This is a genomic window from Hydrobacter penzbergensis, from assembly GCF_900106985.1.
GTDB classification, from domain to species: Bacteria; Bacteroidota; Bacteroidia; order Chitinophagales; family Chitinophagaceae; genus Sediminibacterium; species Sediminibacterium magnilacihabitans.
This window is the reverse complement of the sequence record NZ_FNNO01000005.1, coordinates 71,775-92,393: the sequence shown is the minus strand read 5'-3', so window position 1 is coordinate 92,393 and position 20,619 is coordinate 71,775. Positions and strand designations below refer to the sequence as shown.

18 protein-coding genes are annotated in these 20,619 nt (G+C 47.0%); 7 read left to right on the top strand and 11 right to left on the bottom strand.

Features of this window, described 5'->3' with window-relative positions:
* Positions 1-48: 48 nt before the first annotated feature.
* Positions 49-1,131: a mannose-1-phosphate guanylyltransferase gene (locus BLU98_RS07180; RefSeq protein WP_092723359.1), complete on the bottom strand. Its 1,083-nt coding sequence runs from the start codon at positions 1,129-1,131 to the stop codon at positions 49-51.
* 53 nt (positions 1,132-1,184) lie between these two features.
* On the bottom strand, positions 1,185-2,147 hold the full coding sequence (locus tag BLU98_RS07175) for a KpsF/GutQ family sugar-phosphate isomerase (protein ID WP_092723358.1): 963 nt from the start codon (positions 2,145-2,147) through the stop codon (positions 1,185-1,187).
* A gap of 196 nt (positions 2,148-2,343) precedes the next feature.
* Here BLU98_RS07175 and recQ point away from each other — a divergent pair, with 196 nt between their 5' ends.
* Entirely contained in the window at positions 2,344-4,638 is a 2,295-nt protein-coding gene (recQ, locus tag BLU98_RS07170; RefSeq protein WP_092723357.1) for a DNA helicase RecQ, read from the top strand.
* 1 nt (position 4,639) lies between these two features.
* Here recQ and BLU98_RS07165 read toward each other — a convergent pair whose 3' ends face one another.
* Positions 4,640-5,296, bottom strand: a complete 657-nt coding sequence (locus BLU98_RS07165; protein ID WP_092723356.1) for a (4Fe-4S)-binding protein — start codon at positions 5,294-5,296, stop codon at positions 4,640-4,642.
* A gap of 144 nt (positions 5,297-5,440) precedes the next feature.
* Between BLU98_RS07165 and BLU98_RS07160 the strand changes: the two genes are divergently transcribed.
* Entirely contained in the window at positions 5,441-6,943 is a 1,503-nt protein-coding gene (locus BLU98_RS07160) for a Gfo/Idh/MocA family protein (RefSeq protein WP_092723355.1), read from the top strand.
* A 71-nt stretch (positions 6,944-7,014) separates the two neighbouring features.
* Here the strand turns inward: BLU98_RS07160 and BLU98_RS07155 are convergent, their stop codons facing one another.
* The 5 genes from BLU98_RS07155 to BLU98_RS07135 all read right to left on the bottom strand — a co-directional run bounded on the left by BLU98_RS07155 (position 7,015) and on the right by BLU98_RS07135 (position 12,497).
* Entirely contained in the window at positions 7,015-7,887 is an 873-nt protein-coding gene (locus BLU98_RS07155; protein WP_092723354.1) for a sugar phosphate isomerase/epimerase family protein, read from the bottom strand.
* An 81-nt stretch (positions 7,888-7,968) separates the two neighbouring features.
* Positions 7,969-8,541, bottom strand: a complete 573-nt coding sequence (locus BLU98_RS07150) for a gluconate 2-dehydrogenase subunit 3 family protein (RefSeq protein WP_092723353.1) — start codon at positions 8,539-8,541, stop codon at positions 7,969-7,971.
* Between the two features lie 24 nt (positions 8,542-8,565).
* Positions 8,566-10,245 (bottom strand): GMC oxidoreductase, encoded by a 1,680-nt coding sequence (locus BLU98_RS07145; RefSeq protein ID WP_092723352.1) that lies wholly within the window; start codon positions 10,243-10,245, stop codon positions 8,566-8,568.
* A 56-nt stretch (positions 10,246-10,301) separates the two neighbouring features.
* The gene (locus BLU98_RS07140) at positions 10,302-11,195 is read right to left on the bottom strand and encodes a hydroxypyruvate isomerase family protein (RefSeq protein ID WP_092723351.1); all 894 of its coding nucleotides are present in this window, start codon (positions 11,193-11,195) and stop codon (positions 10,302-10,304) included.
* Between the two features lie 30 nt (positions 11,196-11,225).
* Complete coding sequence (locus BLU98_RS07135; RefSeq protein ID WP_257574786.1) at positions 11,226-12,497, bottom strand: MFS transporter; 1,272 nt, start codon at positions 12,495-12,497, stop codon at positions 11,226-11,228.
* Between the two features lie 117 nt (positions 12,498-12,614).
* Here BLU98_RS07135 and BLU98_RS07130 point away from each other — a divergent pair, with 117 nt between their 5' ends.
* Genes BLU98_RS07130 through BLU98_RS07115 form a run of 4 tightly spaced genes read left to right on the top strand, consistent with a single transcriptional unit; the run spans position 12,615 to position 16,049 of the window.
* On the top strand, positions 12,615-13,781 hold the full coding sequence (locus BLU98_RS07130) for a Gfo/Idh/MocA family protein (protein WP_092723350.1): 1,167 nt from the start codon (positions 12,615-12,617) through the stop codon (positions 13,779-13,781).
* A 26-nt stretch (positions 13,782-13,807) separates the two neighbouring features.
* Positions 13,808-14,866, top strand: coding sequence for a sugar phosphate isomerase/epimerase family protein (locus BLU98_RS07125; RefSeq protein WP_092723349.1), 1,059 nt, complete (start codon positions 13,808-13,810; stop codon positions 14,864-14,866).
* 37 nt (positions 14,867-14,903) lie between these two features.
* Entirely contained in the window at positions 14,904-15,305 is a 402-nt protein-coding gene (locus BLU98_RS07120; protein ID WP_092723348.1) for a c-type cytochrome, read from the top strand.
* A 6-nt stretch (positions 15,306-15,311) separates the two neighbouring features.
* On the top strand, positions 15,312-16,049 hold the full coding sequence (locus BLU98_RS07115) for a 3-keto-disaccharide hydrolase (protein WP_092723347.1): 738 nt from the start codon (positions 15,312-15,314) through the stop codon (positions 16,047-16,049).
* Positions 16,050-16,155: 106 nt separating this feature from the next.
* Here the strand turns inward: BLU98_RS07115 and BLU98_RS07110 are convergent, their stop codons facing one another.
* From BLU98_RS07110 to BLU98_RS07100, 3 genes are read right to left on the bottom strand one after another with little or no spacing between them, the layout of a single operon-like run.
* Positions 16,156-16,863 (bottom strand): MIP/aquaporin family protein, encoded by a 708-nt coding sequence (locus BLU98_RS07110; protein WP_092723346.1) that lies wholly within the window; start codon positions 16,861-16,863, stop codon positions 16,156-16,158.
* Positions 16,864-16,899: 36 nt separating this feature from the next.
* Positions 16,900-18,396, bottom strand: a complete 1,497-nt coding sequence (gene glpK, locus BLU98_RS07105; RefSeq protein ID WP_092723345.1) for a glycerol kinase GlpK — start codon at positions 18,394-18,396, stop codon at positions 16,900-16,902.
* Positions 18,397-18,445: 49 nt separating this feature from the next.
* Positions 18,446-20,047 carry a glycerol-3-phosphate dehydrogenase/oxidase gene (locus BLU98_RS07100; protein WP_257574783.1) on the bottom strand — a complete coding sequence of 534 codons (1,602 nt, stop codon included), beginning with the start codon at positions 20,045-20,047 and terminating at the stop codon, positions 18,446-18,448.
* Between BLU98_RS07100 and BLU98_RS07095 the strand changes: the two genes are divergently transcribed.
* The gene (locus BLU98_RS07095; RefSeq protein ID WP_257574782.1) at positions 20,013-20,525 is read left to right on the top strand and encodes a nucleoside deaminase; all 513 of its coding nucleotides are present in this window, start codon (positions 20,013-20,015) and stop codon (positions 20,523-20,525) included. The genes BLU98_RS07100 and BLU98_RS07095 overlap by 35 nt on opposite strands.
* The last annotated feature ends 94 nt before the right edge of the window (positions 20,526-20,619 follow it).

The following is a 20,619-nucleotide window of genomic DNA, read 5'->3' as shown; positions in this document are numbered from 1 at the left end:
ATATAGCAAATTGACCTCCCGTCTGTGATTGCAAACGATTGCGCCAATTTAAAGGTACTTCTCGCCTTTGTTGCGCTTTACTTCAGCCACATATTCTTTGATGGCCTGTTCTTTTTCTTTTTTACACACCAACAATACATCTTTGGTATCCACTACAATGAAATCGTCGAGCCCCTGTAATACCAACAGCTTATCATGCGATGCCGAGATCATGCATTTGGTAGCATCGATCACAATTACATTGTCTCCTGCCACAGCATTACCCAGGTAATCTTTTTCCAGGTTGTCATAAGCGCTGTTCCAGGTGCCCAGGTCACTCCAACCGAAAGAAGAAGGGATTACATACACATTATCTGCTTTTTCCATGATGGCCACATCGATGGAAATATTCGTACACAAAGGATAGATTCCGTCCATCGCCGCTTTCTCGCGAGCGGTATTGTAGTCAGCCTTTACCCCATCGAAGAGTTCATACATCTCAGGCTGGTACATTTCAAAAGCTTTCACCACATTTTTTACCCGCCACGCAAAGATGCCGGCATTCCATAAAAAATCTCCGCTGGCCAAAAAGGTTTTCGCCAGTTCGAGATTGGGTTTTTCGGTGAAGGTTTTTACTTTATAGATACCATCGGCAACCGGCAACACATCATGCTGGATATAACCATACCCTGTGTTAGGATAAGTAGGATTGATGCCCAGCGTAACCAATGATTTGATATGACCCACAAAGTGGAGCGCCTGCAGGGTGATCTCTTTGAAACGTTCATTGTCCAGTATGAGGTGATCGCTCGGCGCCACGATCAAAGAAGCTTCCGGATCTTTCTGTAATAATTTGAAAGAAATATAAGCAATACAGGGCGCTGTATTTTTTCTGCTCGGCTCCGCAAGGATATTCTCTACCGGCAGCGCTGGCAATTGCTTTTTTACAATAGAAGTATATTCATCGGAGGTAACAATGAAAATATTCTCTTTAGGAATAAAAGTGGCATAACGCTCATAAGTCCATTGGATGAGGGTCTTGCCGGTATTTAAAATATCGAGGAATTGCTTGGGATAACTGGTTCTGCTCTTAGGCCAGAAGCGACTGCCGATACCACCCGCCATGATCGCTACATAATGACTTTTATTCATCTCAATCCTATATTAGAAGTTGCAATATTAAAGGAATGCAACGAGTTCTTTGGTTAAATAATGCCTTCTTTTACCAGGTCATGTATGTGCAATATACCCAGGTATTTTTCGTCCTCGGCCACGATCAACTGGCTGATATCGTATTTCCGCAATACATCCAGCGTATCCACTGCCAGCATATCGGGTGGTATGGTTTTGGGATGAACGGATAAAATATCAGCCGCTTTTATATCCTGTATGTTGTTGCTCTTTTCCAGCATACGCCTCAGGTCTCCATCGGTAATAATACCCACTACCCGGTTCTGTTCGTCGGTTACTGCAGTTACACCTAACCTTTTTTCGGTGATCTCCACGATCACTTCTTTCAATGTGGCAGTGGGTAACACATGCGGACGTTCATTATGTGTATAGAGATCTGCCGCCCGCAAATACATCCGTTTGCCCAGGTTGCCGCCTGGATGGTATTTAGCAAAATCTTTGCCGCTGAAACCATTCAGTTCCATCAAACACACCGCCAGCACATCACCCATGACCATCTGTGCAGTAGTGCTGCTGGTGGGGGCCAGGTTATTGGGACAAGCCTCTTTACTTACAGTTGTATTCAGCACCAGATCGCTCTGGGTAGCCAGGAAACTGTCGGTATTCCCTACCATACCGATCAATGCATTGCCGAAATTTTTAATAAGGGGTACCAGCACTTTGATCTCCGGACTTTCGCCGCTCTTGCTGATGATCATCACCACATCATCGCGCTGCACCATGCCCAGGTCGCCATGGATGGCATCTGCCGCATGCATAAAGAGGGAGGGGGTACCCGTTGAATTAAGGGTGGCCACGATCTTCTGGGCTACAATGGCGCTTTTGCCAATACCACTGATCACCAATCGTCCTTTAGACCCATGAACAACCTTTACAGCCTGCTCAAAAGAAGGGTCTATGAAAGCAGCGAGTCCTGCAATCGATTGAGCTTCTAACTCAATGGTATTCAGCGCTGTTTGATAAATCGATGTATGCATGCCGTGCAAAGGTAAACTTTAACAGCAAAGAGTGGATAATCCCCCTATACTTCGTTAACTTCGCGGTCCTTTTTAATGTTCCCGAACCGGATATATCCCGCCTGGCGGAAAGTTTGCATAAAAATTCCGGTAAAATGAGCTAACTTATCTATTTGTAAGATGTGCCGTTTGATCGGTACCAAAATTGTTTGTATAAATGGCAACAAGTACTAAAAAGACCCCTGCGAAGACTACAGGCAAGGCAGCCAGCAAAGCTGCTGTGAAAAAGACCGGGGGTGCCACTAAAAAAACTGCCGGTAACTTCGATATACATGCCGGGCTTGAACAATATTTCGGGTTCCGTGAATTCAAAGGAAAGCAGGAAGAAGCCATCAACAGCCTCTTATCCGGACAAGATACTTTTGTGATTATGCCCACCGGCGGTGGCAAAAGTTTATGTTACCAGTTGCCGGCTATGCTTTTGCCGGGCTGTGCCATCGTTGTTTCCCCGCTTATCGCCCTCATGAAAAACCAGGTTGACCTGGTAAGAGGTTACAGTGAAAAAGATGAAGTAGCCCATTTCCTCAACTCTTCACTCAATAAAGGCCAGATCAAGGACGTAAAAGACGACCTCGACAATGGTAAGACCAAATTGTTGTATGTAGCTCCTGAAACACTCACTAAACAGGAGAACCTGGAATATTTCAGCGATCTCGATATTTCTTTTTTTGCAGTAGATGAAGCGCACTGTATTTCGGAATGGGGCCATGATTTCAGACCCGAATACCGCCGCCTGCGGGAGATGATGGACATCATCAATCCCAATGTACCGGTGGTAGCGCTTACCGCTACCGCTACGCCCAAAGTGCAGAGCGATATTGTAAAGAACCTGGGGTTGCGCGATCCGAATATTTTCATTTCTTCTTTCAACCGGCCCAACCTCTATTACGAGATACTGCCCAAGATCAAAATGGACCAGACCGTAAAGAGCATCGTTAAATTCATCAGTCAGCATAAAGGCAAGAGCGGTATCATTTATACCCTCAATCGCAAAACCACTGAAGAACTGGCAGCCCTGCTGGTGGCCAATAATATCAAAGCCGTGGCCTATCATGCCGGGCTCGACCAGAAACTACGTGCCGACAGGCAAGACCAGTTCCTCAATGAAGATGTGCAGGTGATCGTTGCCACGATTGCATTTGGTATGGGTATCGATAAGCCCGATATCCGTTTTGTGATCCATTTCAACATCCCCAAATCGATTGAAAATTATTACCAGGAAACCGGTCGCGCGGGCAGGGACGGACTGGAAGGTTTGTGTATTCTTTATTACTCGCATAAAGATGTAGCCAAGCTCGAACACCTCATGCGCGATAAGCCGTTGAGTGAGCGGGAAGTAGGCGGCCAGTTAATTGATGAAACGGTAGCGTACGCCGAGAGTTCCGTGTGCCGCCGCAAAATATTGCTTCATTATTTTGGTGAAGGATGGGATACGAAGAATTGTGGTAACTGCGATAACTGCCGCAACCCCAAAGAAAAGATAGAAGCGAAGGAAGAAGTGGTGAAAATACTAAAAGTGATCAGTGCGCTCGACGAACGCTTTGCCACCGATTATGTGGTAGGTGTAACGATGGGTAAGCTTACACCGCAGATGACCATGTTCAGGCACGACGGACTGGAAGTATTTGGTATTGGAAAGGATAAAGAACCTCATTTCTGGAACAGCCTTATCCGGCAGATGATGCTCGAGAACCTGATCCGCAAAGACATTGAAGAATATGGGCTGTTGAAGATCACAGAAAAAGGCGAAAAATTCCTGAAGAAGCCTGCGTCTTTCAAGATCGTGCTCAACAATTTGTTCGAAGATGCTAATGCCGATGATGAAGAAGGCGATGGTAATGCGCAGGCCGGCGCTGCAACAGACGAAAAGCTGTTTGAAATGCTGAAAGAGCTGCGCCAGAAAGAGGCCAAGAAAAAAAGCCTGCCACCCTTCGTCATTTTCCTGGAAACTTCTTTGCAGGATATGGCTACGCTGTATCCTACCACATTGGCAGAGCTGGAAAAATGCCAGGGCGTGAGCAAGGGAAAAGCATTGAAGTACGGTAAGCCCTTTGCGGAAATGATTGCCAGGCATGTGGAAGAAAACGACATCGTGAAGCCCGATGATTTTGTGATGAAAAGCGTGATGAATGCAGGCAACAACAAGATCTATATCATCCAGAACATAGATAAAAAAATACCACTGGAAACCATTGCCAAAAACAAGAGTCTGCGCCTGGATGAACTGCTCGAAGAAATGGAAACCATTGCCGCCAGCGGCACCAAACTCAATCTCGATTATGCCATCGACGAGTGGCTCGATGAATACGAACAGGAAGACATCATCGAATATTTCAAAGGTTGCGAAACATCTTCATTGCAGATTGCCCAGCAGGAACTAAGCGAAAACGACTTCACCTGGGAGCAGCTCAAGATCATGCGCATCAAGTTCCTGAGCGTTTACGGCAACTAATTCAAGCGTTGCCTTCTTTGTCTTTATTATAATGAAATAACAAAGCGCCCGAAGGACACTGTTCAACCTGTTGCTTGATGCGTTCTGCACTGGCGCCATCTACATTCACCCATTTCTTTTCGCGTGGATCAAACACTTGTAACAGTTGTTTCCAGCAACGGGTGGAATGCTGGCAGTAGCCGGGTTTCCAATCTACAGTTATTTCATCATTACTGTACTTGACTGTTTTTTCACCCGGCGTGTCGCGGAAAACAAAAGTTCGCACTTTGGTATTCCCTTCAAGGATTTTTGAAACAGGACAACGGCTGGCGATCTCCTGTAGTTTTGTTTTTGTTTCTTCCGATACTGTTCCTTCAAACACAATATCACGATCAATGGTGGTAACCAGTTCTTCATTCTGTATTTCCTGGAAAAGATTGGTATTTACACGTATCGCGGGTATGTCCAACTCCTTTCGTTCAATATACATGCGCAGGGTAACCAGTGTACAGGATGCCAGCGAAGACAATAACAAAGTAAAAGGATCGGGCCCCAGGTCTTTCCCACCCGATGATTCAGGCTCATCTGCAATAAACTTTCCGTTACGCCATTCAATGGTACACTGATATTTTTCGGTACCGATACGGCCATGAACCGGTTCTTCTAATTTGTATTTCATAGGGGTCCATTTTCTTAAAAATAAACTTAATTACCGGTATATTAACCCATATTAGAATTAATCGGATACGGCTTATATTTTCCTTAAAATGCAATATATTCACGGCTCCATTTTCTATCAAAAAACGCCTAACGACAAAGCAAAATGAAAAAGAAAACCGACAACAAGCCACAGGACAGCGGCGCCAATGATTCCAGGAGAAAGTTCCTGCGTAACAGCGCTACTGCACTGGCCGGCTTTTACATTCTTCCCCGCCATGTATTGGGTGGAACAGGTTATACCGCCCCCAGCGACAAATTAATCATTGCCGGCGTTGGCGCCGGTGGTAAAGGTGAAAGCGATCTCTGGAATTTTTACCAGAGTGGAAAAGCTGAAATCGCCGTCCTTTGCGATGTAGACGAAAGACAATTCAAAAAAAGCCGCGAACGCTACCCCAAAGCGAAGATCTACAAAGATTACCGCGAGATGCTCGAAAAAGAGGGCAAAAACGTCGATGCCGTATCTGTTTCAACACCCGACCATATGCACGCTGTGATTGCCATGGCTGCCATGCAACTGAATAAGCACGTATACGTGCAAAAACCGCTTACACACGATATCTATGAAGCGCGCAAGCTCACTGAAGCTGCTCACCGTTACAAAGTGGTTACGCAAATGGGTAATCAGGGCGCTTCGGGCGATGGTGTACGCCAGCTAATGGAATGGCACAACGCCGGCTTATTGGGCGATGTGCATACCATTTATTGTTATACCGACAGACCTGTTTGGCCCCAGGGTATTGCCTGGTCTGCACAAAAGCCGCCAATTCCCCAAGAGCTCGACTGGAACCTCTGGCAGGGCACCGCTCCTTATAAAGATTATGTAGAAGGGCTCGTTCCTTTCAACTGGCGCGGCTGGTGGGATTACGGTACCGGCGCCCTCGGCGATATGGCCTGTCATATTATGGCACCTGCTTTCGCTGTATTGAACCTGGGTTATCCCTTATCGGCAGAATGCAGCGTGGCTACCCGTTATGTAGAACCCTGGAGAAAGGCTTTCTATCCCGAATCAGGCCCTGTATCATCTCATATCATCCTTACATTCAAAGGAGAAAAGGGCAAGCCCGATGTGAAACTGCATTGGATGGATGGTGGTATACAACCCGAACGTCCGCCAGAATTAGGACCCAATGAAGTAATGGGTGATGGCGGTAATGGAGCCATCTTCATCGGTACCAAAGGCAAGATGATGTGCGCTACCTATGGTAAAGACCCCCAACTGTTACCAACCTCACGTACCAACCAGGTAAAAGTTCCGAAAACGCTGGCGCGCGTACCCAATGGAGACAATGGTCACTATGCCGCCTGGGTAGAAGCTGCTATTGCAGGTTATAACAGTGAAAAAGCCAAGAACCTCAGTTCTCATTTCGATATCGCAGGTCCGCTTACCGAAAGCGTATTGATGGGTAACCTGGCCATACGCAGTTACGATATCCAACACAAAGAGAAAAAGGTGGATGGTAACGGTAAAGAAAGAGAGAATATCACCTATCCCGGCCGTTATATCAAGTTGATGTGGGATGGTCCGAATATGCGTATCACCAATTTCGACGAAGCCAACCAGTTTGTGAAGAGAAGTTACAGGGAAGGCTGGTCATTAGGTGTATAGCATCAGCAATGCATAAAAGAAGAGGCCGGTAATTTAATCACCGGCCTCTTTTATTTAAACAACGCGTTAATTTAAATAGCGAACGCTTTCATATATTTCGCATCAGCCGCAGCGCTATCCAGCGGGTTGCTTCCGGTGAAAGCTTCCTGCTCTACAATATAGTTCCGCAATCCGTTGGCAGTACCTGCTTTCAGTATCGAGTGAAAATCAATGGTACCCTTACCCAATTGAACAGATTCATGTCCATTGGCTGTTTTAGCATAATCTTTCACATGACAAAGACGGAAACGGTTCGGATGCTTTTTAAACCATGCTTCGGGGCTTTCGCCGGCAGCCACTACCCAGTAAATATCCATTTCAAAATCTACCAGGTCCTTATCAGTATTATTCATCATAACTTCCTGCGGTAATTGACCATCTACAGGTTTGAATGAATAATCGTGGTTGTGGTAAGCGAAACGGATGCCGTTCTTTTTACAGATCTCACCCGCTTTATTGAATTCATCGGCAAATTTTTTGAATTGGTCGATGCTCTTCTGCGGTCCTTTATACGGACAGATCAGGTATTTCATACCGATCTCTGCCGCTTCAGCAGCCTTTTTTTCAAAGTCTGTCGAAATATTGCAATGAGAGGAAATGATGCGCGTACCCAAACCATCCAGGTATTTTGAAAAGTCTTTGTTACTCATCCCCCAAAACATACCGCTCTTACCTTCGAAGCTTTCTATTTGTTTGTAACCGTAAGACGCAACTTTTTTCAAAGTGTCTTTCGCATCCCGGGCCATGTCTTCTTTTACGGTCCACAACTGAAGGCCGAATGCATTCAGCTTTTTGGAAGCGGCAAAGCTTTCGATCAAAGAAGATTTCCCTTTAAATGGCAGTGCTAATCCCAGTGCAGCAAATGCGCCGCCCCTTAAAAAATCCCGCCTGCTAGACGATGACATACTATTGATTTAAGAGTTAATAATTCCAGATCCGAACAATTTACAATGTCGAATTACCTAATTGTCAAATTACCGAATTAACTAGGTTGCCCAAGCTTTATCTCCTTTTTTATAAGGAATACAGCCTTCGTATTTACCGGGAACGGCCACATAGCGCAAAGCTTGTTTGGCGCCTATTTCCGATGTGAAGTAACCCCAGAGGGTCAGTTCTTTCATCATACGGAAATAATGGGTAGGATCTTCTTTCTTCTTGTTCTTCTGGTAGTCTTTCTGTTCTTTGTCCAGCGCTACCAAAAGGTTGTGGCGTTGTTCGGGCGTGCTTTCCATGAAAGATTTGCTGTTCATTTTCTTGCTCGCTTCATCCAGCTTCTTCAGGCCTTCCATGAAAGTCGTCTGGTCTTTAGGCTCATAACAATCCCTTACGATAACTGTCATGAAATCGCCCACTTTAGCAGCTTTGGCGCCGGGTGTGCTGGTAGCAGGAAGAATGGTCTCGGCTACTTCATTCAGAAAACTCACATCATCTGCAGAGAAATTAACAGCGCCTGCTTCTGTTGTGCTTTTGGTTTTACAGCCCGACAAAAAAGCTTCTGCCCCGAGGATGGTGCCTCCTAGCAGTAATGCTACACTGGATATGGCTTCTCTTCTGTTCATTGCTTAATTTTTTTAGTTGATCGTTTATAGATTCTGTTTTTTCAATTCAGATACGGCATGATCCACTGCCCTGGCGGTGAACGCCATATAGGTCAGTGATGGGTTCACGCAAGCTGCGGAAACCATGAAAGAACCATCCGTTACATACACGTTGGGAGCATCCCAAACCTGGTTGTATTTATTCAATACGGATGTCTTCGGATCGGCGCCCATACGTGCAGTACCCATTTCATGGATACCACGTCCGGGAGTACCATCTCCATCGCGCCCCTTCACGTCTTTCACACCGGCTGCTTCCAGCATTTCAATGGCGTCCTGCAGCATGTCTTTGCGCATCTTCAGCTCATTCTCTTTCAATTCGCAATCGATGGCCAGTACATTCAGACCCCATTTGTCTTTCTTGGTTTTGTCCAGCGTAACTTTATTTTCGTGATAAGGCAGTATCTCACCAAAACCGCCGATACCCATTGACCATGGACCCGGTTCGGTCAGCGCATCTTTGTATGCACCACCGATACTCAGTTCAGCGATCTCGCGGCCATAACCCTGGCGGCTGGCGCCTCCCTGGTAACCGAAGCCACGCAGGTAATCGCGCTTATCTCCAAACAGGTTGCGGTAACGGGGTATGTAAATACCGTTGGCACGGCGACCGAAATAATATTTGTCTTCGTATCCGTCTACATGTCCGCCTGCACCCACACCCAGGTGATGGTCCATCAGGTTGTGACCCAGCTCTCCGCTGCTACTGCCCAATCCGTCGGGCCATACATCGGTGGCAGAGTTCATCAGTACCCAGGCCGAATTCAAGGTAGAAGCATTCAGGAAAACGATCTTTGAGTTGAATACATAAGTCTTGTTGGTTTCTGCATCAAGTACTTCTACTCCGGTAGCCCTTTTCTTGTCCTTATCGTACAGTATCTTGGTAACGATAGACCAGGGACGGAGTGTTAACCTGCCCGTTTTCATAGCGGCGGGCAGTGTGGCAGACTGTGTACTGAAATAACCGCCGAACGGACAACCCAGCCAGCATTTATTCCTGAACTGGCAGTTGGTTCTACCCTCATGTGGTACTGTAATATTAGCAGTACGGCCAATGATCATGGCGCGCTGGCCTTTATAATAGTCTTTCATCCTGGCCGAGACATCTTTCTCCACACAGTTCATTTCCATCGCCGGCATGAACTGGCCATCGGGCAATTGTGCAAGACCATCCCTGCTACCGCTGATTCCCGCAAATTTCTCTGCGTAATCGTACCAGGGTGCGATCTCTTTGTAACGAACAGGCCAATCAACAGCAATACCGTCTTTGGCATTGGCCTCGAAATCGAAATCGCTCCAGCGATAGCTCTGGCGCCCCCACATCAGTGAACGGCCGCCCACATGATAACCGCGGAACCAGTCGAACCGCTTGATCTCTGTATAAGGACTTTCCTTGTCATTCACCCAATAATCGAGATTGGTTTCATTCAAAGGATAATCACGTTTGAGCACAGGATAGTCTTTCTCCATCTGCTGTGTTCTCCGGCCGCGGTGCGGGTAATCCCATGCCTCTTTGTTGGCATTGACATAATCTTTGATGTGCTCGATGTTGCGGCCTCTCTCCAACATCAGCACTTTGAGTCCTTTTTCCGTAAGCTCTTTGGCAGCCCATCCGCCGCTGATTCCTGAACCAACGACGATGGCATCGTAATTTTGATCGGACATTGTTTTAAATTTAATGATGCTTTATATAGTTACGCAGTTTAGATAGACAAAGCTTATTATACATCGCAGATTTTGATGGCCGCCCTTAAAGAACCCAGCTTATCGGCTGCAGCAGGGATGAACTCCTGTGCTACATATCCTTTGTGGCCCACGCCTACAATCGCTCTCATGATGGCAGGATAATACAATTCCTGTGATTCATCTATTTCATGCCTGCCTGGTACACCTCCGGTATGATAATGGCCTAAGTATTGGTGGTGATCACGGATGGTGCGAATCACATCGCCTTCATCAATTTGCATGTGATAGATATCGTATAATAACTTGAAGTTGGGCGACCCGATGCGTTTGCACAACTCCACACCCCAGGGTGTTCTGTCGCACATATAATCTTTATGATCCACTTTGCTGTTCAACAATTCCATCTGTATGGTCACACCTTTCTTTTCGGCCAGCCCGATGATCTGCTTCAATCCTTCGGTACAATTCTTCAGCCCTGTTTCATCATCCATTCCGTTACGGCTGCCGCTGAAGCAAATCAGGTTGGTATATCCTGCTTGCGCCACCAATTCAATATGTTCTGTATAATTCTTAATAAGCGTGTCGTGGTATTGCTTATCGTTCCATCCCTTGGTAAGACTGATCTCTGCACCGTTACACATAGTAGAGATCAGGTCGTATTTTTTTAATGTTGCCCAGTCTTTGGGGCCCACAAGGTCTATGCCAACCAATCCTATTTCTTTTGCTGCTGCGGCCAGTTCATTCAGTTCAATACCGCCGTAACACCAGCGGCAAACAGAGTGCTTGATGTTCCCTTTTAATGATGTCATACTATCTTTTTCCTTTTTTTCTGCCGGAGTGAATGCCGAAAGCGCCGGCCCCGCTGCAACGACAGCGGATCCCGCTAAAATATGCTTGATCGCTTTCCGCCTGTTTTGATCTGTAGCCATGGATAATTTTATAAAAGAAATAGTTAATGATTAAGCCAATGCCGGTTGCTTTTTTCTGCGCATATAAATGAGCAGTCCTGCAAATGCAACAGTTAGAATAACAGGAATGAGCAGGGTTGTGTTTAGTATTTCCGGTCCGGCCGCTTTTTTAGCCTCCGCCAAAGCAGTAGCCATCTCGGTTCCCGCAGCCGCGTCCATATAACTTTTCAGACTGGCACCGGCAGGAAGTTTGGAGGCCAGCAATTCATCGTAGCGTCCACCCATGAACATCATATACACCGATACGGCAAACATACCGGCGCCCCCCATCAGGTTCAATCCTACAGCTCCTGTCCTGGGCAGGTTTTCTGAAACGAATCCCAGCATGGTGGGCCAGAAATAACAAACACCCATTCCAAACACCAGTGCGCCAACGAATAACATATTACCGGTACTGTGCCCTAATAAATACAATCCCAGGGCCGACAAGATCGCCGACATCAATAACACGCCCTGCGGAGAAAACCGGTGTACTACAGGTTCGGCCAAACCGCGGCCTACCACCATTACACCTGTTTCAATAGTCAGCAACAAAATAGCATTGTCCGATACGTTCTTCAACAATACATCTATCCATTGGCCGGTGAACAATTCGGTAATAGCTGTACCAAACATGAGAACGATCATCAGTATAAATAATGGATTGAGCAGGGCCTTATACATGTCACCGGTAGAAATACCTTGTGCTACACGTTCTGTTACCGGGAAATTCAGTTTGCTGAAAAGGAACCCGTAGATCAGTGTGGGGATGATCATCAACCCTACCTGCACCTGCCAGCCGATATTCATTTTATCAAGAATAAATACCAGCAAAGTGCCAATTACAATACCGCCGGGGAACCAAAGATGGAAATGGTTCAGCTTGGTGGTCTTGTTATCGGAGAAGATGGTTGCTACCAACGGGTTACAGGCCGCTTCCACGGTTCCGTTGGCAATACCTATACACAAAGTGGATATAAAAAGTGTCCAGTACCCGCCTGCAAAAATGGTAAGCAGGATACCTACTAAATGAAACACAAAAGCAACAAGCAGCAGTCGTTTCATGCCAATCACATCTACTACAAAACCACCGATCACTACTGCCAGCGGAAAGCCCCAGAAGGCGGTAGCAGCGATAGAGCCCAGCTGTGCTGCGTTGAGCTCGAATTGTACGCCAAGTCTGCTTAAAATACCGGCGCGAATACCAAAAGAAAGAGAGGTTACTAATAAAGCGAGGCAGCTCGCTACAAAAAGCTGGTTGCGTTGAGGAATGGCTTGCATCATCGTAGGGGTTGTTTAAAAAAGCAGCTAAATGTAGATTTTTATTTTCAAAGTCAGTGTAAAAAATACACTTGTTTCAAATTTTTTTTACCAGTTTTACAGCAAGTAAAAGCAAAACAAATGAATCGAAAACTAAGAATGGGAATGGTTGGCGGAGGCAAAGATGCCTTTATCGGCGCCATTCACCGTATTGCAGCCAATATGGATGGCCTTATTGAATTGGTATGCGGCGCATTAAGTATTAACCCTGAGATCGCAAAGGATTCAGGAAAATCTTTATTCCTGCCTGAGGACCGTATTTACCTCACTTTCGAAGAAATGATCAAAAAAGAAAGTGAGCTGCCCGCAGATAAGCGAATGGATTTTGTTACGATCGTTACACCCAATTTTGCGCATTTTGCTCCTGCAATAATGGCGCTCGATCATGGATTCAATGTGGTATTGGAAAAGCCCATCACTTTCACGCTCGACGAAGCATTGCAACTGAAAAAGAAAGTAGATGAAACCGGCCTGACCCTTTGCCTCACCCATACCTATTCCGGTTATCCGATGGTAAAACAGGCCCGTGCCATGGTAGCAGAAGGACAACTGGGTAAGATCAGAAAAGTATGGGTGGAATATCCGCAGGGATGGCTGAGCAAATTATCTGAACGCGAAGGAAATGCCCAGGCCGCCTGGCGCACAGATCCCAAACGTTCGGGTAAGAGCGGCAGCATGGGAGATATCGGTACACATGCGGCACACCTCGCCGAATACGTAACCGGACTGCAGATCACCGATCTCTGTGCCGATCTGAATATCATGGTAGAGGGACGTGCCCTCGACGACGACGGTAACGTATTACTGAAATTCAATAACGGCGCCAGGGGTGTATTGATGGCCTCCCAGGTAGCGGCAGGAGAAGAGAATGCATTGAAAATACGTGTATACGGAGAAAATGGCGGCCTCGAATGGGCGCAACAAGAACCCAATACACTGTTGGCAAAATGGTTACATAAACCTACAGAGATCCTCCGCGCAGGCGGTAACTATACCGATCGTTTATCCAGTTATGCCACGCACAATTGCCGCACGCCGGGCGGACACCCCGAAGGATACCTGGAAGCATTCGGTAATATCTACCGCAATTTTGCCCTCACACTGTCAACCAAATTAAATGGTGGCACACCTACCAAAGAGATGCTCGACTTCCCCTCAGTAGCAGACGGCATCCGTGGTATGACATTTATTGACTCCGTAGTGGCTTCTGCACAATCAGAACTGAAATGGACAAAATTCGGATCTTAAAAAATCAATAAACACAATATTCATTCATGACCACCATCAAAGGCCCGGGAATATTCCTTGCACAATTCCTGGGTGATCAAGCACCTTTCAATTCTTTGGATTCTATCTGCAAATGGGCGGCATCATTGGGTTATACCGGTGTGCAGATCCCTAGCTGGGACAGCCGCTGCATAGACCTGCAACGTGCAGCAGAGAGCAAGACTTATGCCGACGAGATCAAAGGCATCGTGAAAGCAGCCGGATTAGAGATCACTGAACTGTCTACCCACCTGCAGGGACAATTGGTTGCCGTGCATCCGGCTTACAATGAATTATTCGACAGTTTTGCTCCCGAAGCTGTGCGCAACAACGCCAGGGCACGTACCGAATGGGCTGTTCAGCAACTGAAATATGCAGCCAAAGCGTCACAGAACCTGGGATTGAATGCACATGCCACATTCAGTGGGGCATTGTTATGGCATACCGTGTATCCCTGGCCCCAGCGGCCGGCCGGACTGGTAGAGACAGGCTTTACAGAACTGGCCAAACGCTGGTTGCCTATCTTACAGGTATTCGATGAACATGGTGTGGACCTCTGTTATGAAATCCATCCCGGCGAAGACCTGCACGATGGTGTGAGCTATGAAATGTTCCTTGAAAAAGTTAACGAACATTCGCGAGTTTGTCTTTTATACGATCCTTCACACCTGGCATTGCAGTGCATCGATTACCTGGGTTATATAGACCATTACCACGAACGGATTAAAATGTTCCATGTGAAAGATGCTGAGTTCAACCCCACGGCCAAACAAGGCGTGTATGGCGGCTACCAGGGATGGGTGAACAGGGCCGGGCGCTTCCGTTCGCTGGGCGACGGACAGGTTGATTTCAAATCTATCTTCAGCAAGCTGGCAGCTTATGATTATAAAGGATGGGCCGTTATGGAATGGGAATGTGCGCTCAAACACCCGGAAGCCGGCGCGGCCGAAGGCGCGCCCTTCATCAAACAAAATATCATTCGTGTTACCGATAAGGCATTCGATGATTTTGCAGGAAGAGGCGCAGATGAAAATTTTAACCGCCGCATTTTAGGAATAGATCAATAACTTGCCGAATAATCATTTAACCGACAAAGTGAACTTTATGAAAAAGTATTATGTAGCCTTTGCAGTGCTGGCAGCAGTGATGACCGCCTGCGGAGGTAATGATGCAAAAAAAGAAGAGAAAACTACTGCAACAACAGCCGCCGCTCCGGCAGCAACAACCGATCTCAGTGCTAATCCCGATTATCAAAAAGGACTGGAACTCGTAGCTAAAAATGACTGTCTCACTTGTCATAAAGTGAGTGAAAAAAACATCGGACCCGCTTATAAAGATGTAGCCACCAAGTATGAAAACACAGATGCCAACATCAGCATGCTGGCTAGTAAAGTAATCAAAGGCGGGCAAGGTGTATGGGGTACTGTTCCCATGACCCCGCATCCGCAATTGAGCGAAGCCGATGCACAACAGATCATCAAATACATTTTCTTACTCAAAAAATAATAAACCATGCATCATCTTATTGCAGGTAGTTTGATTGCCGCTGCCGTACTTTTCAATAGCACTGCTAACAATCACACCTATGAAAACACCACTGCCGTAGTAAAAAAGAAAGGCTGGGTTTCATTGTTCGACGGAAAAACAACTAAAGGCTGGCATTCTTACGGTAAGACTACCGCAGGAGAAGCCTGGAAAGTAACAGATGGGGCTTTATACCTCGATGCATCTAAAAAAGATAAGGCCGACTGGCAAAGCAAAACCGGTGGCGACCTGGTAACCGACGGGGAGTATGAGAATTTTCACCTGAAGCTCGATTGGAAGATCTCTAAAAATGGCAACAGCGGCATTATCTTCTGGGTGCAGGACGATCCTTCCAAGTACAAATATGTATGGAATACCGGTCCTGAAATGCAGGTGCTTGATAACGACGGCCATCCCGACGGAAAGATCAATAAACACCGCGCCGGTAATCTCTATGATCTGATCGCCGGAAAAGAAGGCGTGGTAAAAGCTGTTGGCGAGTGGAACACAGCTGAGATCATCAGCAACAAAGGGAAGCTCGATTTTATTTTGAACGGTGTAACCGTTGTATCTACCACTTACGGCGATGACAACTGGAGACAAATGATAGCAGGCAGTAAGTTCAAAAGCATGCCCGACTTTGCCAAAATCTTCAAAGGCCATATTGCTTTACAAGATCATGGCGGTGATGTGTGGTTCAGGAATATTATGATCAAGCAACTGTAAAAAAGTAGACCTTATATAATCTTGAAGCAAAAAGCCCATAGAGCTTACGTTCTATGGGCTTTTTATTACGCTGCAAATAAACGCTATTTTAAAATTAAGATGCAGATCACTGCAACATATCAAACACAATAGCCGCCAGCAGTCCTCCAACAACAGGCCCCACTACCGGAATCCAACTATAGCTCCACCCACTGTTACCTTTGTTGGGAATGGGCAGCAACGCATGCATAATACGCGGCCCCATATCCCTGGCAGGATTAATGGCATAGCCTGTAGGACCACCCAAACTGAGACCGATGCCCAATACCACCAACCCTGCCGGCAACGCATCCAATGCACCCAAACTTGCAGCAGGCGCGGCCATATACAACACAGCGAACACCAGCGCAAAAGTGCCGATGATCTCCGTTGCAAGGTTGGCCGTTGTGTTGGGTATGGCAGGCGAATTACAAAAAACACCCAGTTTAGCCGCTGCATTGTCTGTTGCTCCAAAATGTTTGTAGTAAGACAACCATGCCAGCGTAGCGCCAATCATAGCACCCAGGAACTGGCCCACAATATAAACAGGCACCTGCGACCATTCTATCTTATGCAACCAGGCAAATGCAAGGGTTACAGCCGGATTGAGGTGCGCGCCACTTCCTTTGGCTGCAACAAAAACACCTACGAACACAGCCACACCCCAGCCAAATGCAATCACAATCCATCCACTGTTGTTTCCTTTGGTTTGATTGAGCACCACATTGGCCACCACGCCACAGCCTAAAAGGGCCAGCATGGCTGTTCCTGCCATTTCAGATAAAAAAATCGACATAGATAAAATCATTATAGGGTTAAAGGAATAAGATTCTTAATCGTGTGTTACATAGGAAGCCGTTGCATGCACCGCCTGTTTCCATCCGGCTGCTTTTCTTTGCGCTTCTTCATCTGCCATTTGCGGATGAAAAGTGCGGTCCATCTGCCAGTATTTTTCCATCTCCTCCATGCTCTTCCAGTATTGCACTGCAAGTCCCGCAAGATAGGCCGCTCCTAATGCTGTGGTCTCAGTAATCACAGGGCGTACAACTGTAGTGCGCAACAGATCACTCTGGAATTGCAACAACTGGTTGTTCACCGTAGCGCCTCCGTCTACCCGCAGCTCGCTGATCTTTACACCAGCATCCGCTTCCATAGCAACCAGCACATCCATGGTTTGATAAGCGATACTCTCTACGGCCGCTCTTCCGATATGACCGGCCGTAGTGCCCCTGGTAATCCCTACAATGGTGCCTTTGGCGTGCTGGTTCCAGTAAGGCGCCCCCAGTCCTGCAAACGCAGGAACCATATACACACCGCCATTATCAGCTACTGAATTAGCGAGTGCTTCTATATCGGCCGATGTTTTAATAATGCCCAACCCATCACGTAACCATTGCACAACAGCGCCGGCAATGAACACACTTCCTTCCAATGCATAATGCACCGTGCCATTGATTTTCCAGGCAATGGTAGTAATGAGGTTATTTTTTGAAGCGATGGGTTTGGTGCCCGTATTCATGAGCATAAAGCACCCTGTGCCGTAAGTATTCTTTACCATGCCGGGATGCAAACACATTTGTCCAAATAAGGCCGACTGTTGATCACCCGCCACACCTGCAATGGGAATATTCGCGCCCGTCAACACTTCCTGTGTATGACCAAATACTTCACTGCTCGAACGCACTTCGGGCAATACCGATGCCGGGATATCAAACAGGTCCAGCAACCAGGGATCCCATTCCAACGTATGAATATTGAACAACATGGTACGCGAGGCATTGCTCATATCCGTTGCATGCACTTTACCATTGGTGAGCTTCCAGATAAGCCAGGAATCGATGGTACCAAAACATAACTCGCCTCTCACCGCCTGCTCTCTTGCACCTTCTACATGATCCAGTATCCATTTCAGTTTCGTAGCAGAAAAATACGCGTCGAGTATCAGCCCCGTGCGCTCTTGTATAGACACGTGTTTACCCGCAGCCCGCAACGTATCGCAATAAGCAGCGGTACGTTTATCCTGCCACACAATGGCATTGTAAACAGGCTCACCGGTTTTGCGATTCCATACCACCGTTGTTTCGCGCTGGTTGGTAATGCCAATGGCTGCAATATCACGCAAAGTGAGTCCGGCCTTGAGCACCGCTTCTGTTGCTACCGATAACTGTGTGTACCATATCTCCGCAGCATCGTGCTCTACCCATCCTGCCTGCGGAAATATTTGTGTGAACTCTTTTTGCGCAACGGCTACTACTTCGCTTTTCTTATTGAAAACAATGGCGCGGGAACTGGTGGTTCCCTGGTCAAAAGCAAGAATGAATGTTGACATAGGCTATCTAAGCAATCTGATTAAAAATACGGTTATTCTATTGGTTTTTTCAATCACGCAGTTTATACGATGCAGCCAGTTGACTGAATGTTGCCACCTGGTCTTCCACCCACTGCGCATCTTTCTGCATTTGCTTTGCCATCAGTTCCGCTACCGGCCTTGCCATACGCATACTCTCGCCCGCATCGAGCAACAGCGCCCTCGTTCTGCGCGACAATACATCTTCTACTGTTCTGGCCATTTCCTCCTGTACCGCCCATGCCACCTGCGCTTCATGGATATGCAATTTTTCACTGATCCACTTGCCGGCATCATTCATCTTTTGTTGCAAAGCCACTGCATCGGCCCCGTAGAAATACAAAGGATCATCCCAGTTTATGCCCGTAGTATATCCATGTATAAGAAGTGTTTTGGTAACCGACTGTTTAGGCATCCATCCCAATTCTTTTTCTATACGGTTGACCAGGTCCTCACCCATTCTCCGGTAAGTAGTCCATTTACCACCAAGAATGGTGAAGAGCTTCGATGCGCTCACCATGATCTTATGACTTCTCGAGATCTCTTTTGTTTTCTGTGCACCATTCGCTGGTATAGCCAGTGGCCGCAGCCCCGCGAACACGCTCAGCACATCGGCACGTGCAGGCTTGCGGATTAAATAGCTACCGGCCGTATCCAGTATAAATCCTATCTCTGCTTCCAGCGCAACCGGCTCCAGGCTGGCTGCATCTACCGGTGTATCGGTGGTACCAACGATCAGTTTGTTGTGCCAGGGTACTACAAAGAGTACCCGGCCATCGGCTGTTTCAGGTATCATCAAAGCGCTGGTGGAAGGATGAAAGGTTTTATCGAGCACTACATGCACACCCTGACTCGCGCAAATACTTTTCGCTGCAGTGGGATCATCCATTTGCAGGATATCGTCTGCAAACACACCAGTGGCATTGATCACTGCTTTTGCTTTGAGGGAATAATGCATTCCTGTTTCTTCATCGCAGGCGGTTACTCCCCGCACATGTAATCCTTCTTTGATCAACCCGGTAACTTTCATGTAGTTGATCGCAAACCCGCCTTTTTCAAAAAGGGTCTGTACCAGGTTGATGGCCAGGCGTGCATCATCAAATTGCCCGTCGTGGTATCGAACGCCGCCAAGCAGTCCTTCTGTTTTGATATTGGGTAACTGCTCCAGCGTTTCTTTCCGGGAAATATGTACGGACCGCCCAAGGCTCAGTCTGCCCGAGATCCAATCGTACAGCTTCAATCCAATAGTATACTTGATGCTATCCCAAAAATCATACAGCGGTATTACAAATCCCAGGTTCTTTACCAGGTGAGGGGCATTGCGGCAAAGCAATCCTCTTTCAATACTCGCTTCACGCACCAGTCCAACGTTTCCCTGCGCCAGGTAACGAACACCGCCATGCACCAGCTTGGTGCTTTTACTGGAAGTGGATTTGGCAAAGTCGGCCTGCTCCAGCAATAAAACCCGGTAACCCCTGGCAGCGGCATCGAGCGCTGCGCCCAGTCCTGTAGCGCCTCCGCCGATCACAACGATATCCCATTCTGTAGTGTTTGATAAAGCCGCTATGGCCTGTGCTCTTTTTTCAATTCTTTCGCTCATGGTGGTAGTTACCGGCATTGGTTTGTCTTCCAAATTATCTTATTTTGTTAAAATGGAAGATTATTTATTAGAGAAGTCCCACGAATACTTCATGCAACAGGCATTGAAAGAAGCGCAACTGGCCTATGATGCAGATGAAGTGCCCGTTGGCGCCGTGGTGGTCATGAACAACAAAATCATTGCCCGTGGCCATAACCAGGTTGAAATGCTGAACGATTCCACCGCCCATGCCGAAATACTGGCGCTTACCTCTGCCTTTAATATGCTCGGCGCTAAATACCTGCCCGAAGCCACCCTTTATGTAACCCTGGAACCCTGCCTCATGTGCTGCGGCGCTCTGTACTGGAGCAAGATCGACCGTATCGTTTACGGGGCTTCGGATGAAAAGAACGGGTTCAAACGTACTACAGGGGAGAACTGGCCCTTTCATCCCAAAACAGAACTCATCAAAGGCATCATGGAAGAAGATTGCGCCCGCCTGATAAAAGCGTTTTTCAAAAGCAAACGTTGAGATTTTTCGATTTCAGAAAGAAATCCATCGGTTGACGCGTTATCGACCGAACAACAGTAAATTTGTTCTCCATCAAGATCCTAAAACAAAAATC

What these genes read in the sequence shown, in the direction of transcription:
- BLU98_RS07165 (WP_092723356.1), bottom strand. Translation starts at nt 5,296, where the DNA reads ATGAAATACAAATTAGAAGAACCGGTTCATGGCCGTATCGGTACCGAA.
- BLU98_RS07130 (WP_092723350.1), top strand. Translation starts at nt 12,615, where the DNA reads ATGAATCGAAAACTAAGAATGGGAATGGTTGGCGGAGGCAAAGATGCC.
- BLU98_RS07180 (WP_092723359.1), bottom strand. Translation starts at nt 1,131, where the DNA reads ATGAATAAAAGTCATTATGTAGCGATCATGGCGGGTGGTATCGGCAGT.
- BLU98_RS07120 (WP_092723348.1), top strand. Translation starts at nt 14,904, where the DNA reads ATGAAAAAGTATTATGTAGCCTTTGCAGTGCTGGCAGCAGTGATGACC.
- BLU98_RS07115 (WP_092723347.1), top strand. Translation starts at nt 15,312, where the DNA reads ATGCATCATCTTATTGCAGGTAGTTTGATTGCCGCTGCCGTACTTTTC.
- BLU98_RS07125 (WP_092723349.1), top strand. Translation starts at nt 13,808, where the DNA reads ATGACCACCATCAAAGGCCCGGGAATATTCCTTGCACAATTCCTGGGT.
- BLU98_RS07095 (WP_257574782.1), top strand. Translation starts at nt 20,013, where the DNA reads ATGGTGGTAGTTACCGGCATTGGTTTGTCTTCCAAATTATCTTATTTT.
- BLU98_RS07135 (WP_257574786.1), bottom strand. Translation starts at nt 12,497, where the DNA reads ATGATGCAAGCCATTCCTCAACGCAACCAGCTTTTTGTAGCGAGCTGC.
- BLU98_RS07175 (WP_092723358.1), bottom strand. Translation starts at nt 2,147, where the DNA reads ATGCATACATCGATTTATCAAACAGCGCTGAATACCATTGAGTTAGAA.
- recQ (WP_092723357.1), top strand. Translation starts at nt 2,344, where the DNA reads ATGGCAACAAGTACTAAAAAGACCCCTGCGAAGACTACAGGCAAGGCA.
- glpK (WP_092723345.1), bottom strand. Translation starts at nt 18,396, where the DNA reads ATGTCAACATTCATTCTTGCTTTTGACCAGGGAACCACCAGTTCCCGC.
- BLU98_RS07110 (WP_092723346.1), bottom strand. Translation starts at nt 16,863, where the DNA reads ATGTCGATTTTTTTATCTGAAATGGCAGGAACAGCCATGCTGGCCCTT.
- BLU98_RS07145 (WP_092723352.1), bottom strand. Translation starts at nt 10,245, where the DNA reads ATGTCCGATCAAAATTACGATGCCATCGTCGTTGGTTCAGGAATCAGC.
- BLU98_RS07160 (WP_092723355.1), top strand. Translation starts at nt 5,441, where the DNA reads ATGAAAAAGAAAACCGACAACAAGCCACAGGACAGCGGCGCCAATGAT.
- BLU98_RS07155 (WP_092723354.1), bottom strand. Translation starts at nt 7,887, where the DNA reads ATGTCATCGTCTAGCAGGCGGGATTTTTTAAGGGGCGGCGCATTTGCT.
- BLU98_RS07140 (WP_092723351.1), bottom strand. Translation starts at nt 11,195, where the DNA reads ATGGCTACAGATCAAAACAGGCGGAAAGCGATCAAGCATATTTTAGCG.
- BLU98_RS07150 (WP_092723353.1), bottom strand. Translation starts at nt 8,541, where the DNA reads ATGAACAGAAGAGAAGCCATATCCAGTGTAGCATTACTGCTAGGAGGC.